11 protein-coding genes and 1 tRNA gene are annotated in these 15722 nt (G+C 47.9%); 6 read left to right on the forward strand and 6 right to left on the reverse strand.

Annotated elements, in window-relative coordinates; translation table 11 throughout:
- Positions 1-2: 2 nt before the first annotated feature.
- Entirely contained in the window at positions 3-239 is a 237-nt protein-coding gene (locus KAI37_RS16460; protein WP_025724007.1) for a DUF3892 domain-containing protein, read from the reverse strand.
- Positions 240-326: 87 nt separating this feature from the next.
- Complete coding sequence (locus tag KAI37_RS16465; RefSeq protein ID WP_025724006.1) at positions 327-770, reverse strand: GNAT family N-acetyltransferase; 444 nt, start codon at positions 768-770, stop codon at positions 327-329.
- Positions 771-911: 141 nt separating this feature from the next.
- Here KAI37_RS16465 and KAI37_RS16470 point away from each other — a divergent pair.
- Positions 912-983 (forward strand) — tRNA-Val (locus KAI37_RS16470).
- 288 nt (positions 984-1271) lie between these two features.
- On the opposite strand, the gene nirD is transcribed toward KAI37_RS16470, so the two are convergent.
- Together nirD and nirB (KAI37_RS16480) are read right to left on the reverse strand one after the other, a co-directional pair.
- The gene (gene nirD / locus KAI37_RS16475) at positions 1272-1601 is read right to left on the reverse strand and encodes a nitrite reductase small subunit NirD (protein ID WP_025724005.1); all 330 of its coding nucleotides are present in this window, start codon (positions 1599-1601) and stop codon (positions 1272-1274) included.
- Between the two features lie 12 nt (positions 1602-1613).
- Entirely contained in the window at positions 1614-4046 is a 2433-nt protein-coding gene (gene nirB, locus KAI37_RS16480; protein ID WP_220029836.1) for a nitrite reductase large subunit NirB, read from the reverse strand.
- Positions 4047-4492: 446 nt separating this feature from the next.
- On the opposite strand from nirB (KAI37_RS16480), the gene KAI37_RS16485 reads away from it, so the two are divergent.
- Together KAI37_RS16485 and KAI37_RS16490 are read left to right on the forward strand one after the other, a co-directional pair.
- The gene (locus KAI37_RS16485; RefSeq protein ID WP_025718435.1) at positions 4493-5095 is read left to right on the forward strand and encodes an ANTAR domain-containing response regulator; all 603 of its coding nucleotides are present in this window, start codon (positions 4493-4495) and stop codon (positions 5093-5095) included.
- 19 nt (positions 5096-5114) lie between these two features.
- Entirely contained in the window at positions 5115-6188 is a 1074-nt protein-coding gene (locus KAI37_RS16490) for an anthranilate phosphoribosyltransferase (RefSeq protein ID WP_071641613.1), read from the forward strand.
- A gap of 132 nt (positions 6189-6320) precedes the next feature.
- Here KAI37_RS16490 and nasC read toward each other — a convergent pair whose 3' ends face one another.
- Together nasC and nirB (KAI37_RS16500) are read right to left on the reverse strand one after the other, a co-directional pair.
- Positions 6321-8501 (reverse strand): assimilatory nitrate reductase catalytic subunit NasC, encoded by a 2181-nt coding sequence (gene nasC, locus KAI37_RS16495; RefSeq protein WP_220029837.1) that lies wholly within the window; start codon positions 8499-8501, stop codon positions 6321-6323.
- 83 nt (positions 8502-8584) lie between these two features.
- A complete protein-coding gene (gene nirB / locus KAI37_RS16500) occupies positions 8585-10759 on the reverse strand; it encodes a nitrite reductase large subunit NirB (protein WP_220029838.1) in 2175 nt (724 codons plus the stop codon).
- 418 nt (positions 10760-11177) lie between these two features.
- On the opposite strand from nirB (KAI37_RS16500), the gene KAI37_RS16505 reads away from it, so the two are divergent.
- The 3 genes from KAI37_RS16505 to KAI37_RS16515 all read left to right on the forward strand — a co-directional run bounded on the left by KAI37_RS16505 (position 11178) and on the right by KAI37_RS16515 (position 15574).
- On the forward strand, positions 11178-12419 hold the full coding sequence (locus KAI37_RS16505) for a nitrate/nitrite transporter (RefSeq protein WP_071641616.1): 1242 nt from the start codon (positions 11178-11180) through the stop codon (positions 12417-12419).
- 378 nt (positions 12420-12797) lie between these two features.
- Positions 12798-14516 (forward strand): NAD-dependent malic enzyme, encoded by a 1719-nt coding sequence (locus KAI37_RS16510; RefSeq protein WP_220029839.1) that lies wholly within the window; start codon positions 12798-12800, stop codon positions 14514-14516.
- 98 nt (positions 14517-14614) lie between these two features.
- Positions 14615-15574 carry an AEC family transporter gene (locus KAI37_RS16515; RefSeq protein WP_025718424.1) on the forward strand — a complete coding sequence of 320 codons (960 nt, stop codon included), beginning with the start codon at positions 14615-14617 and terminating at the stop codon, positions 15572-15574.
- Positions 15575-15722 lie beyond the last annotated feature (148 nt).

Consider the following 15722-nt stretch of genomic DNA (forward strand, 5'->3'; position numbering starts at 1 on the left):
GGTCAGAACAATGGCAGTTGATCCAGGTTATTAGATGGATCTCCATCGGCATCTCCCCGAATTCGTTTGCTTCCATCCTTGGCCTTGAAAACGTTAACGCCTGCAATTGAGCCTGCTTCAATCTCGTTCAATGCTTGGCTATAATCTAAAACCCGACCAGTAGATGTCTGAAAAGACGTAAGGTCGCCATCCCCGTTTTTACGTACTGCTGTAATTTGCTCCCGTTCTGTATCAGCCATACTGTATCGCTCCTTATCCATAGTATAGTGGAGGAACTTTTACTAGCATGCACATTGTACAGATTTGTATGCACCTTACGCTGTCGACTACAACTTTTTGCGCATACGTACATGCGGTATTCCCGCATCGTCAAAAGGTTCATCGGAGATCGTCTCGTAGCCGAGCTTTTCGTAAAACTTCTCGGCTTGACATTGGGCATCTAGCAGCGAGTATCTTAACCCCAATTCACGTGCACGTTCCTCCAGTGCTAGCAGTAATACACGTCCATAGCCTGCGGCACGATGCTCCTTGAGAACGGCAATACGTTGCATTTTAGCTGTATCTTCCTCATAGTATGTCAATCGACCAGTAGCCACCATTTCACCATGTTCACAAATTAGCAAATGATGGGCCGTATCTCCCAGCTTGTCATAATGGTCAATTTCTAAATCGAGAGGAACCTTTTGCTCTTCGACAAACACTTTGGTACGGATCGATATTGCCTCCTGTAGCTGTTCCTCTGTTGTTACACTTATAATTTCTGCGGCCATCATCTGTTCCCCCTATCATTAATTCCAAATTGCAAACTCGCTAAATTCGAATTATATATATAAATGGTCATGAAGTACAGGCTGACTTCTATTTTTTCACTTTACATATATGGTTAATACATGATATTATCTAGTAACCGCAGGACGGTAGCTCAGCGGGAGAGCATTATCTTGACAGGGTAAGGGTCATGGGTTCGATCCCCATCCGTCCTATTCGTCAAAAGCCTTGATTCTCAAGGCTTTTTTTATTTGTCTAGAGATAAAGCGAGTTATCCTGAGAAAAGAAAACAGGTCATTCACTAAGATTTAATCAAGAAAATTTTTTAATTAAAATCATACTTATAAAATAAAAAAGCCGCCCGGAAAAATAGGGTCGACTTTCTGTATACTCAGATCATTGCACTTTAACAGCACCACTTCTTCAACAAAGCCTTTCACCTTGATTCTTCTATTATATAGAAGAAAAAAAGCAGAACCATCAGCACAATACGTATAAGACTCTTAGATTACGATATAAACCGCCCCGCTCTCACTATCAATCTCCGTGGGGTAAGCGGTCACACATCCAGTATCCGGCTCTTGCACCCGACCAGTGGAAAGGTCGACTTTCCAGTCATGGAGCGGACAATGGACCGCTGAGCCACATATCATTCCTTCGGATAACCGCCCCCCTTTGTGCGGACAACGATTCTCAAGCGCATGCACGCTGCCATCGCTCAGACGGAATACAGCTATCTCTGTATTATGAATGCGAACTGTCCTTGCTCCACGTCGGTCAATTTCGTTCAGATCAGCTATTCTGACTCTGTTGGTTGTCGTATTGGTCTCCATTTTGTCAGCCCCCTATTCCATTACTGGCTTAAGTTCCGGCAACTGCACAAAATTTTTGCGCAGCTCTTCGTTGTGAATAATTTCGTGCCACGGATCAGTCGTCGCGCTTAATGTCTCCTCAATTTTGGTCACCAGTTGCTTCCTCGTCTCTGCATTCGCGAGTGCCTGTTTGATGGATTCAACTCCGACCCGTTCCACCCAATGGGCTGTGCGTTCGTTCCAATTGGCCTGCTCGCGATAATACTGCAGATAGGCACCGGTCCATTCCATCACTTCATCTTCAGTTTTAACGGTACAAAGCAGTTCAGCTGCCCGAACCTTAATACCGCCGTTACCTCCAACGTAGATCCCCCAGCCACCGTCAATAGCAACGACGCCTAAATCCTTGATCGTCGCTTCAGCGCAGTTACGCGGGCAACCAGATACAGCCAGTTTGACTTTGGATGGCGCATTCAGACGTTCAAATGCCTTTTCCAACCGAATGCCCATACCCATAGCATCCTGGGTGCCAAAGCGACAAAAGGTGTTACCTACGCACGTCTTAACCGTTCGCAGCGTCTTTCCATAGGCATATCCAGACGGCATATCCAACTCGGCCCAGATCCCCGGCAAATCCTCCTTTTTCACACCAAGCAGGTCAAGACGTTGACCACCCGTAAATTTAACCAGAGGCACATTGTATTTCTCTGCGACAGCAGCAATTTTCTTCAGGTCGGCAGGTGAAGTAACTCCTCCATAAATGCGGGGCACGACAGAATAGGTGCCATCTTTCTGTATATTGGCATGGTACCGTTCATTCGTGAATCTGGATTCCTTCTCATCCTCATAATCCAGTGGCCATACCATACCTAGATAATAATTGAGGGCCGGCCGACATTTAGTGCAACCTTCCGGTTCGTTCCATCCCAGCACATTCATCACTTCTTTGACGCTCTTCAATCCCATCTCCCGAATGCCATCAATGATCGCTTCCCGGTCAAGCGTCGTACAACTACAAATTCCCTCTTTCATCGTTTCTCCGGCTTCTGCGCCTGCGTATAGCTGTAAGAGTCCCTCCACTAATGGCTTGCAGCCGCCACATGATGCCGATGCCTTCGTGCATGTCTTAATCTCCCCGACACTCCGGCGGCCAGCGGCAACCGCCTCTCCAATGTCACCCTTGGATACACCATTACATCCGCATACAATTTCGTCATCAGGCATCTGCTCCAGCATCATGGCGCCACTAGCTTCAGGTTGACCGGGATTCAAGCCAAGTAATAACTCTTTCTCTCGGCCAACCACCGACTCGCCGCTTTTGATCAAAGAAAACAGCATGGCTCCGTCAGACGTGTCCCCAAACAGAACAGCTCCGATCAGTTTTTCGTCCTTGATCACGATTTTTTTGTAGACGCCGCCAATATCATCCTGATACCGCAAGGAACGTGTTTCCGGCTCGTCCTTGTAACTCCCTGCTGAAAACACGTCTACGCCCGAAACCTTCAACCTTGTAGAAGTGACGGAACCACTGTAGCCGGGAGTCTCCATTCCCGCGAGCTGCTGAGCCAGCACACCACCCTGCTCATATAATGGAGCTACCAGTCCGTAAGTGATTCCCTGGTGTTCTGCACATTCGCCAACGGCGTATATGCCAGGGATATTCGTTTCCATGTAATCATTTACGATGATGCCGCGGTTTACAGGGATTCCCGCCGACACCGCCAGTTCAATGTCTGGTCTGATGCCTACCGCCATAACGATCAGGTCTGCTTCCAACTCACTGCCATCAGCAAATTTTAATCCTTCCACGCGACGACGGCCCGTAATAGCCGCCGTCCGCTTATTGACCAGAAAAGTCATTCCCTGCTCCTCCAGCTCGCGCCGTAGCATAAGGGAAGCAGCCTCATCCAGCTGCCGATCCATAATATATCCGTTAATATGAATAACCGTGACGTCCATCCCCAAGTTAAGCAGCCCCCTAGCTGCCTCTAGTCCAAGCAATCCGCCGCCGATAACAGCTGCTTTTTTGTGCGTCTTTGCCGTCTCCATCATCGTTTCACAGTCACGAATATCCCGAAAACCGATAACACCCTCCTTGTCGGCCCCTGGAAGTGGCAGAATAAAGGCTTTAGAACCTGTTGCCAACAACAACAAATCATAAGAGATGCATACGCCGGAGCGCGACGTCACCTGCTGTTTTTCCGTATCGATGGCTGTGACAGGATCATCGGTATACAATCGAATATTGTTGTCTTCATACCAACTCCAGTCGTTGATGACAATATCCTGCAAACCAGCCCCTCCCGCCAGAACGGAGGACAGCATGATCCGGTTATAGTTTGGATGGGGCTCGGCCCCGAATACCGTAATCTCATAGCTACCTGGTGCAAGCTTCAGCAAATGTTCGAGAGTGCGTATCCCTGCCATTCCGTTGCCGATCAACACTAACTTTTGAATATCGTTCATCAGGTCACTCTCCTTCCATTTGTATCCTCAAAACATAAAAAGCCTGCTTCACATATGGGGATTCAAAATATCCCTCCACATGAGAAAACAGGCTCCATTGCCGTTTCATCGAATACGCCGTTGTATCCATCAGAGTATGGAATTAAAAAGTATTGTAGCTAATATATAATGGTTCAAATGATATGTCAACATTCCTTACGCATAAACTTATAAAAAATAATATTTTATCACCATGTAACATATCTATGACGTATAAAATATCACTCCCCTACAAAATTAGGATTGATTTTCAGTCCAAAACACGCCAAAATGGTTTAAAAGTCCGTTTTAACTTGATGATGATGAAAAAAATAAGCAGGTAGACAAAATCTTATGTCATATTTGTTATCAATGATTACTATCCCCATCGCTAACTACCCTTCATGTTACAGAGAGGAGGAGCCCGCTTGCGTTCCTTGTTGGTAATTCACTTACATTCTGACCATGTATCTGAGCAGACACACGCCGTTTCCTCATGGCAGGCAGGACCTGAGCACCTTTTAGAGTCCAACGGATACCTAACTCTACCCTGCCGCAATGAATCTGAAATCAAACAGCTAATCCTTAATGCAGACGCGGCAGTACTAAACATACCTGTCGGCACTATCAGCATGTGGGGTGGCAGGCTGGAGCAAGCCAAAGCGGTCCCGTTGCTCTGGTGGTGCAGCGCAGAATCAGCGCTATCATCGACAGAGGCCTGTGAAGCTGATGTTACTGTCGATGGCATTCTAACCCCTTCTATGGCAGCCCATGAGCTGAATTGGGCTCTTCATTTTAGTGCCAAACGCTTTTTTGAACGCCAGCACTGGCAAAGTGAACGCAAGCAACTAACCGCTCGGCTGGAAGAACGAAAATGGATTGATATGGCGAAAGGAATACTTGGGGAAGTAAACGGTATCCCGGAAGCGGAAGCATATGATGTGCTACGCAAAAAAGCAATGAACGAACGCAAACGTATCGTTGATGTAGCCATCTCCATCGTCAAAGCACAGCAAATGCTAAAAGCATAAATCTGAAGGGGGCCTGAACATGAATATCATTGAAATATTAAAAGAAGTGGGTCGCGGCAAAAGGGGCGCCCGGGATCTGAATTACGCCGAAGCCGAAGCTGCTGCCGAACTTATTATGACCCAGTCAGCAACCCCTGCTCAAATCGGAGCTTTCTTTGCCGCGGAGCGCATTAAAATGGAGAGTGTTGCCGAGCTGGAAGCATTCGTAAACATCTGCCGTAAATACACCCATCGCTTTTCGATGCAGGAAGGTATTGATTTCGCTGGTCCGTACGATGGCAGGAAGTCTTCATTTATCGCCACCTTCGCAACGGCCTTTCTACTCGCCTCATGCGGGATTCCTGTAACGATGCATGGCAGTGCACCTCTCCCTCCTAAATGGGGTGTTACGCTCCCGCTTTTACTGCAGGAAATGGGGGTAACGACCCGGAACATGACACGTGAAACCGCCATTCATGCCGCGAAGCTGACTGGTGTACTGTTCGTAGCCTCCGAACAGTGGTGCGCGCCCCTGCGAGATATGCGGCCCATTCGCGAAGAACTGGGGCTTCGCACAGTGCTGAATACTGCCGAGAAACTGGTTGATTACGGTTCTTCACCGTATATTGTATTCGGCGTTTTCCACAATACTGTGTTCGAGAAGACGGCGAAACTCATGCAAAATCTGAATTACCGCAGGGCTCTGATCGTCCAGGGGAGCGAAGGATCGGAGGATCTGTTCATCGATCGGCCGACCCGGACTTACCTGCTTGCTAACGACGAGGTATCACTACAGGTTATCGATCCGGAAATGTACGGGCTGGATTCGGTGGTACCCGAGCATAACTGGACCCCCGCTGAACAACTACGCATTACGGAGGAAGTGCTACAAGGCACAGCTTCTATAGCCTTTTCGAATCAGGTGTTACTCAACAGTGCGGTCCGACTGTTCGTTGCAGGGCGAGTCGACTCCATAGAGGAAGGTTTGTACACCTGCAAACCGCTGCTAGAAAACGGGGACGCCTGGGATTTGTATAAACAATGGCGGGAAGCTATGCTCAGAACAGAAATAAAAACAGGAGCAAGCAGATCCGAAACCCGATTGCATTTATAATTATTGGCGTTACGCAGTCTAGCGATTGTGGGCCCTAAACTAAACTGCCCAACCCAAAAAGGCCAGCTTCCTCACTCATACAAAGGGGGCTGGCCTTTTATGCAAAGTAAAAGCCGCTTATTCAGTCCTGCTCTAGAATTCAGACCACTCCCCGTTGACTGCACTGGTTGCCGTTACAGCCAGGTGAAGGGGACGGACGCACACAGCAGCCGTTTTGAAGCCAGGCATCCGGCAGAACGGATCAAGATCGGGGCGGGTCGCCCGATTTACATTTTGTATCCCACCCCAATGCATGGGCACAAAGAGCGTATCTTCGCGGATATGTGGTTTGATTCGGCTGCGGACAGTGAAGCTGCCGCGCTGTGATGCTATTTCTACCCACTCCCCGTCCCTGATGTGCCAGCGTCGCGCTGTCCGCGGATGAATTTCCACATAATTTTCAATCTCGCGCGCGGCCAGCGACGGACTTCTGCGCGTTTGTGCACCGGTCAAATAGTGAGCCAGAACGCGGCCGTTCGTCAAAATAAGCGGGTACTCCTCTGATATCTCCTCTCCTGCTCCACAGCTTTCAACCACCGTAAAAATAGCCTTTTGATCGGAATGGGCAAAGGTTTCCCGAAACATTGTATCCATACCGGCTTTGTCCGTAGACGGGCACGGCCAATATACCCCTTCTTCACGACGCAACCTGTCATATGTGATCCCATAATAATCGGCAGGACCGCCGCGGCTGGCAAGCCGCAGTTCTTCAAAGATATGCTCAGCATCCCTGTAAGAGAAATAGCTGCCCTTGTTTAGCTTTGCAGCCACCTGACACAAAATGTTCCAGTCATCTCTAGCCTCGCCTGGCGCGGGCCTCACCGCTTCCCGTAGCAGAACGCGGCCCTCCAGATTGGTCATCGTCCCCGTATTCTCCAAATAAGACGTCACAGGCAAAACAACGTCGGCCATCCGCGCGGTTTCAGTGAGAAACATATCCGCCACAACCAGCAGATTCAGCTTTTTGAGGGCTTCCTCCACCAGCCGGACATTCGGATTAGATACAACAGGATTAGAGCCCATCACAAACAAAGCTTGGATTTCTCTCTGATGGACAAGCTCCATCATTTCATAGGCGGACACTCCCTTACCCGGCAAACTGCTTGGTTTTACTCCCCACACGGACGCCACATAGGCTCGATCCTCTTCATTCTCAATTGATCTGTAACCAGGAAGCTGGTCAGCCTTTTGACCATGCTCTCGCCCCCCTTGCCCGTTTCCCTGACCTGTAATAGCTCCATAACCGCACCCTTCCCTTCCAATCTTGCCAGTGGCCAGCACCAGATTAAGAAATGCACGCACCGCCATATGTCCATCTGTCTGCTGTTCGACACCTCTGGCCGTAAAAACGATGCCGGTCTCCGCACCGCCAAAGGTACGTGCTGCCTGCTGGATCATTTCTACCTCAATTCCGCACAACGCAGCCGATTCGCTCAGATCTACACCTTTCAAATGAGTCAACAGCTGGTCATAGCCGTTGGTGCGCTTGCGGATAAACTCTTCATTCGCAAATCCTTCGTCCACGATGACCTTTAGCAAGGCATTGGCCAGCACAGCATCCGTACCTGGCTTGATTTGCAGGTGCAAATCGGCGGCCGCCGCCGTTGGTGTCGCGCGCGGGTCAATCACGATGATAAACGCGCCGTTTTCCTTCGCCTCGTGAAAATAAGGCATTAACGTCGGCTGGCATTCTGCGATATTTGTACCTGCGAGTACAATACAACGAGCTAATGGAATATCAGCCAGTCTGCAGGTCAGTCCGCGATCAACGCCAAACACTTTACTGCCAGCGGATGCCGCTGCCGACATGCAGAAGCGCCCGTTATAATCGATATATCGCGTACCTACAGCCACTCTTGCAAATTTGCCGAGTAAATAAGCCGTTTCATTGGAGAGTGAACCTCCACCGTAAATTCCGATTGTATCGGCACCCTGTGTAGACAGTAGCGTAGAGAAACTGCTAGCTATAGTATCCAATGCCTCCTCCCACTTGACGGGAACAAGTTTGCCCTCTTTGCGTATGAGAGGCTGTACCAGCCTTTCCGCATGAGTCGCATGCTGATGCGCATTCATCCCCTTGATGCACAGCCTACCCTGCGAGGCTGCATTAGGTTTTCCTTCCGCCTTATACACTGTACGGATGATACCTGCGAGTGTCTCTGTGCCCGTGCTAACGGTCATCTTACATTGCACACTGCAAAACGGGCACTGCGTATCCATTACTGACGCTACATGTAGCCCAGCTTCCGGTTTGCTTTCTCCTGACTGACACATCAAAGTCACCTCCCCTTCGCCATTTTTCGAAATTTTATTGTCTGCACACGCCAGATATATCGCCACAACTCCAACTCAACCCGTCATCCTGTCAGCATTGTGGTCCGTAGGCTGCCCGCCAGTTCACTTCGAAGAGCAGCATCAAGCACACTTTCCCGTAATGCCAGAACGCCAGTCCTTTCAATCCACTCCCACATTTTCTCCCCATACTGGGCACTATGTCGGTATATTTGCAAGCAGGCTGCAACCAGCAGGACCGCTTCTGCCGGGTCTTCCTCCAATCCAAGCAGTTGCCCCTGACGAACCGGATGCTCTGCATGGCCACCGGCATAAACCTCCCAGCCTGCTGGAGATCGGGATATTCCAATATCGTGGACAAGTACACCTCCGGGATACGCCGATCCAGGACAAATAGCAACTGTAACCAACGCGGGCAATGCGAGACTTCCCCATAAAGTTGCCAACCGTTCTCTGAGCCAGGCTACTTCTACAAATGCCTGATCCATCAGGTTCGACTCAACAAAAGCCCGATTCTCGGCATTTAGGTTCGTAAAGCGCAGACCCGCAGAGGGCGCTTCTCCTCCGTACTGCGGTATGACCTGAACCGCAACGCCAGCCCCTAATGGATTTGTCGCAGATCTGTCGCGCAACCCAAGGGATTCTAAGTAATAAAGTACAGCCGGACGACATAATTCACACCCCTGCTGTCTAGTCCAACCGAGACGGGACACTACTTCATCTGGAGTCTGACAGACTGCCTCCACCATAGCAGTTTTAAGCGAATCATGATCGTAATGCGTACATCCACACACAGGGATAACTTCTTGGAAGGTCGGAGTAACTACAGGCCCGGAAACTGTCGATCGGGACAAACTATTTTTGACCAGTGCAGCCACCAGCGGCCGACAGCCTCCACAGGAACCGGATGCTTTGGTCCGGCTCTTCACCTCTTCCACCGTCTTCAGCTTATCCGTGGCAATCGCTCGCAAAATAGCCCCCTTACTCACGCCGTTGCACGCACACACCGTTTCCTCTTCCGGCAGTGCGGCTGCCGCATCCTCCGCTTTGCTTCCGCCGTTATCCCGGGATGTAAGCTCTGTAGCGTGCGCGCCGCGCCGTACCATTGCTAGGAGCGAGGTGCTTTCCGCCGTATCTCCGAACAAAATGGCGCCAGTGACAGCACCGCCGTGCATCATCACTTTTTTATAAACTTCCAGCATCCCGTTATATTCCATGACTGCTGTCTCGTTTCCCTCATCACGAATGTCTCCTGCGGAAAACACATGGATCCCCGCTACCTTGAGCTGCGCATACGGAACCGTCCCTTCATAGGGAGCCGTTTCACGACCACAAATAACTTTTGCCAGCACTTTGCCCTGCTCATATAGCGGCGCCACTAGTCCGTATGAAATCCCGCGGTGCTCAGCACATTCGCCGACGGCATAAATACCGGGAATACTCGTGCGCATATAATCATCCACGACAATGGCACGGTTTACGGTCAGACCGCTGTCCTGAGCTAATTCGATATTCGGTCGGATACCAACCGCCAGCACAACCAAATCCGTTTCCAACCTGGCCCCGTCCGCAAACATCAATCCTTGCGCTCTGTTTCTGCCTATGATGTTGACCGTTTCCTTCGCCAAATGAAACCTCATGCCCTGTTGCTCCAGCTTTCGCTGCAGAAGCACAGCCGCCGTCCGGTCAATCTGACGGTTCATAAGATACTGCGCATTATGAACAACCTCAGTTTCCATCCCTAGATTCAGCAGGCCTTGAGCGGCTTCAAGTCCTAACAGCCCCCCTCCGATAACCGTGGCCTTACGGTATGTTTTGGCATATCTCGCCATGGTTTCACAATCATTCACATCACGAAAAGCGATTACTCCCTGTTTTCGAGCTCCGGGAATGGGCGGCATGAAAGGCAATGAGCCCGTTGCCAATATGAGCATGTCATAAGGTTCTTTCATGCCGGATTCCGTTTCCACCATCCCGGCTGCAACATCAATACGACAGACGCGTTCACCCGCGTACAGCTTTACCCCGTTCTCTTCATACCAGTCCCAGTCATGGGTAACGATATGTTTAAATGAGCTCGCCTCCTGAAGCATTTTGGACAGGAGCACTCGGTTGTACCCGGGACGGGGCTCTGCACCAAATATCGTGATTTGGAACCGCTCTGGCTCCAAATCGAGTATTTCCTCCACACATTTGATGCCTGCCATACCGTTGCCGACGACGACCAGTTTTTTCATCATATTAAACCAGCCCCATTCTCCGAATAAAATAAGACAGAAAAAGCCCTTCTCCATTCAATGGGAAAGGGCACCGTTGCCGTAAATGTCGGCACATCGTTGTGCCGATATGTATCTAAGATTACTGAATTGTGAATGTCATGTCAACATTCAATACATGAAAGCTATATTTTTCACCTTATATTTAATTTTTTGCGATTTTGTGTTATGTATATTGACATAAAACAGATCCTTTTTTATAATTTGATTAAAATCACTCCAACGTGATCATACCAAGTCGACTCACAATGAGGTGTGTCAACCACGGCAATGAAGCCGCAAACCGTTTCCTAGATACCATGTAGGGGCGATTTGCGGCTTTTTCATGTTCAAATTACATTTTGCAGACAAAGAACAACAATTAGAACAGGAGAGATGGAGAATGAACAAAAAAAGTTTTTGGAAAAGCGGACACAAGCCCACCCTATTTGGCTCCTTTCTGTATTTTGATATCAGTTTTATGATATGGGGAATGATCGGACCGTTAGCCGTTGTAATTGCCAATGATTATCCAATGGACCCTGTACAAAAAGCCAATCTTGTCGCCCTACCCATACTCGGTGGTTCCCTGCTGCGGCTCGTGCTCGGATTCATGTCGGATTATATCGGTCCGAAGCTCACGGGACAAATTGGTATGCTTGTTACGATAATCCCTCTCTTGCTCGGCTGGCTGTGGGTTGATTCGCTGGAGCACTTGTACGTTGTTGCCCTGCTTCTAGGCGTAGCCGGAGCATCATTTGCAGCTGCGCTGCCGTTGGCCAGCCAATGGTACCCCAAAGAGCATCAAGGCTTGGCTATGGGAATTGCCGGTGCTGGTAATAGCGGTACCGTCCTTGCGACTTTGTTCGCCAACCGCATTGCTCAACATTTTGGCAGTTGGGAAGCCGTTTTCGGATTGGCTATCCTCCCCATCTTAACCGTCTTCATTCTGTTCAGTATTTTTGCCCGCAACAGCCCTCACCGCCCGGCACCAAAAAGTCTGTCGCAATATGCTTCGGTGCTCAAACAGAGGGATGCCTGGGTATTGTGTGCCTTTTACTGCGTGACGTTTGGTGGATTCGTTGGCCTTTCTAATTATTTGACTATTTTCTTCAATACCCAATATGGCCTCTCCGCGGTACATGCTGCCGATTTTGCGACCGTTTGTGTGATTGCCGGAAGCTTCTTTCGTCCTGTAGGTGGCTTTTTGTCTGATCGGATTGGTGGTTCACGCATGTTAATGTACTTGTATGCGGGAGCCGGTATTATGCTCGCCGGCATTGCGTTTTTACCGCCACTTACCGTGGTAGTTGTGCTGCTGTTCGTAGGCATGATGTGCCTTGGCGCTGGCAACGGCTCCGTATTCCAGCTCGTTCCGCAGCGGTTCGGCAACGAAATCGGGCTCATGACCGGTATCGTCGGCGCTGCTGGTGGCATAGGCGGGTACTTTCTTCCCCTTATACTGGGTCATCTGTACAAATTAACGGGTTCCTATATGCCAGGCTTCATCTCTCTGAGCCTAATCACGTTCTGTGCCTTTACCCTCGTCATCATAATGCAATTGAAATGGCGTAACAGCTGGATGCGACGCTCTGCTACAGTTACTGATGAAGCCGTCAATCGCATCGGAGAATTAAATGCCTGATGTTCATTAAACATAGAGCTGCGAAGCATTGAATTGTCCCTTAACCATCCCTATAGCCAAAAAAATAGCTTAACTTCGTTTATATAAAATGAAGTTAAGCTATTTTCCATGCGCACTCAATCGAATCGCACCTATAAAAACTATGATAATTATCACATTAAATCAATATTTTCCGAAAATATTATGAAAATTAAATGAAATTTTCATTCAAAAAACATTGAAAATCGCTTTCATTTTCATATTTTTTCTTATGTAAACACTTATATAACCATTTTTCACACAACATACTTGTTCACTTGGTTTAAAATAAGGCGTATACTTGTCACGAATTGTTCAAGGATTAATTAAATGTATTTTTTTAGAAAGAAGGAATTGGAAATGCGTGCTTTTCATTTTACGGAAGACGGATCTATCGAAACTAAATTAACCGGAAAAGATCTACTTGCCAACCCGCTGCTGAATAAAGGAGTGGCTTTTACCCTGGAAGAACGGAAACAGCTTGGACTTGACGGTCTCCTTCCTCCTACGATATTAACTATTGAGGAGCAGGTTCAACGGGTTTACGAGCAATTTCAGAGCCAACCGGATAATTTGCGTAAAAATGTTGCGTTAAATGATCTTTTTAATCGGAATACGGTCCTTTATTATCGTTTGCTCTCTGAGCACCTAAGCGAAATGCTCCCGATTGTTTATACACCAACAGTAGGCCAGGCTATACAGGAATACAGTCATGAATATCACAAGCCAGGCGGTATGTATTTATCTATTGATAATCTGGCGGGTGTTGAAGAGGCTTTTAAGAATTTGAACCTAGGCCCTGATGATATCGACCTGATCGTAGCCACAGATTCCGAGAGTATTTTGGGAATTGGGGACTGGGGAGTCGGAGGTATTAATATCTCTATTGGTAAGCTTGCTGTGTATACAGCTGCTGCTGGTATAGATCCTAGCCGAGTACTGGCAGTTGTTCTTGATGCAGGTACAAACAACGAGAAGCTATTGGAAGATCCTTTATATATGGGGAATCGTCATAAACGTGTACGCGGAGAACAATATGACCAATTTATTGACACTTATGTTCAAGCTGCACTTTCCTTTTTCCCGAATGCCCTGCTGCACTGGGAAGATCTCGGCAATGTCAACGCACGGAACATTATCAATAAATATGGAGATAGTATTTTGACTTTTAATGACGATATTCAAGGTACTGGAGCGGTTACACTGGCAGGTGTGATGTCCGGTGTTCAATTGTCCGGAATCCCACTGAGCAAGCATCGGGTTCTAGTTTTTGGCCCAGGAGCTGCTGGAATCGGCAATGCAGACCAAATTAGCGCAGCCATGATGCTGGAAGGACTGTCAGAAGCAGAAGCAAGACGTAACTTCTGGGCTTATGATTACCGCGGCCTGCTTACCAATGAAACAGAAGGACTTTTTCCATTCCAAGTCCCTTATGTGCGTGATGTTGCAGAATGCCGTGACTGGGAACATGCTGAGGATGGCAAAATCTCACTGCTTGAAGTCATTCGCCGCGTAAAACCGACGATTATGATCGGTACTTCTGGTGTTACTGGGGCATTTAGCGAGGAAATCGTTAAAGAAATGGCCAAGCATACAGAACGTCCTATTATTATGCCTATGTCCAACCCGACTCCACTGGCAGAAGCAACTCCGCAAGATTTGATCCACTGGACCGAAGGAAAAGCCCTCATTGCAACAGGAAGTCCTTTTGAGCCGGTGATCTATAACAATATTAAGTTTGAAATTGGGCAATCTAACAATGCTTTCGTGTTCCCGGGTCTTGGTCTTGGCGCAATCGTGGTGAAATCCAAAATTATAACAGATAGCATGTTTGCAGCAGCTGCCCATGCAGTAGCTCAAATGGTTGATTTGTCACAGCCTGGTGCTTCCCTGTTGCCAAAAATCAGCGAGCTACGAGAAGTATCTGAAGCGGTAGCCTTGGCTGTAGCTAAGGCTGCAGTTCAGGATAGAGTAGCGCGTCATCAACCGGACGATATCGCACAAGCGGTTCGAGATGCGATGTGGGACTGCAAATATAAACCAATCAAACAATATGGTCAGGAAGCGGTCCTGGTTTAAAAAATAGCGACAACATCAAATTTGTACTTGCATACGCAAAGTGATTATTTAACTGATGTCCGCCATTTTTGGCGGACATCTTCATTGGAGGCGACATCATGGCTACAGGTCATATTTTTATTATCTTAATTCCTATTTTCTTTGTCATTTTAATTGGTTATTTCGCAGGATTGTTTAAAGCTTTTAACCCTGCTTCTTCTAAGGGATTAAATACACTCGTGACGAAGTTTGCTCTACCTGCACACTTGTTTATTGGTATTACGACGACACCAAGAGAGACATTGATTCAAAAGTGGCCCTTTCTTGTGGCTTTGCTACTTGGTGTAATCGGCTTTTATATTGTATTGCTCATTGTTTATCGCTTAATTGCCAAAAAAGGCCTGACTGAATCCTCCATGTTCGCATTGAATTCAACACAGCCTTCTTTTGCATTCATGGGAATTCCGGTTCTGGGAAGCTTGTTCGGAAGTGCGGCAGTCGCCATCCCGATTGCGATTACTGGGATCGTCGTTAATGCCATTCTTGATCCGCTTGCAAGTATTTTGGGAACGGTCGGCCAGCGCAAAACAACAGAATCCGACGGTACTAAAGGCAACTTATTTAAAGTCACTATGAAATCAGTCCTTCATGGACTCAGCGAGCCGCTTGCCTGCGTACCCTTGTTTGGTGTCGTATTGACTCTATGTGGATTCCACGCTCCGAAACTTTTGCAATCCATGTTTGATCAAATCGGCAATATTACTGCTGGTACAGCCCTATTTGCCATTGGGGTAACCATTGGTATCAAAAAGATTACGTTCAGTCCAAAAGCACTTAGCATCGCTGTACTGAAAGCCATCGTGATGCCTATTGTTATGCTCGGTATTGCTGTTCTGATAGGACTATCCCATGAGGATGTAACCAAAGCTGTACTGCTTGTCGCTTTTCCCGGCTCGGCTGTGGCCGCTATGATTGCTACCCGTTATGAAACACTGGAAACGGAAGCTGCATCTGCATTTGTCATTAGCTCAGTCTTATCGCTCATTTCACTACCCTTGCTCATTTCACTTCTTTTATAAGGGACAGAAACTTAAGAACCCTTAATGCAATCCAGGTATTTATAGATATAAAGCATACCCGTCCGCTCTGATTTATCTTATTTTTTAAATATTGTTTGAACAATAAAGTGATTTAGTAAGATTATTTGGAAAAACAATATAAAATCCA

Origin of the sequence: Paenibacillus sp. S25 (assembly GCF_019454085.1) — a bacterium.
In the GTDB taxonomy this organism is placed as follows: Bacteria; Bacillota; Bacilli; order Paenibacillales; family Paenibacillaceae; genus Paenibacillus; species Paenibacillus polymyxa_B.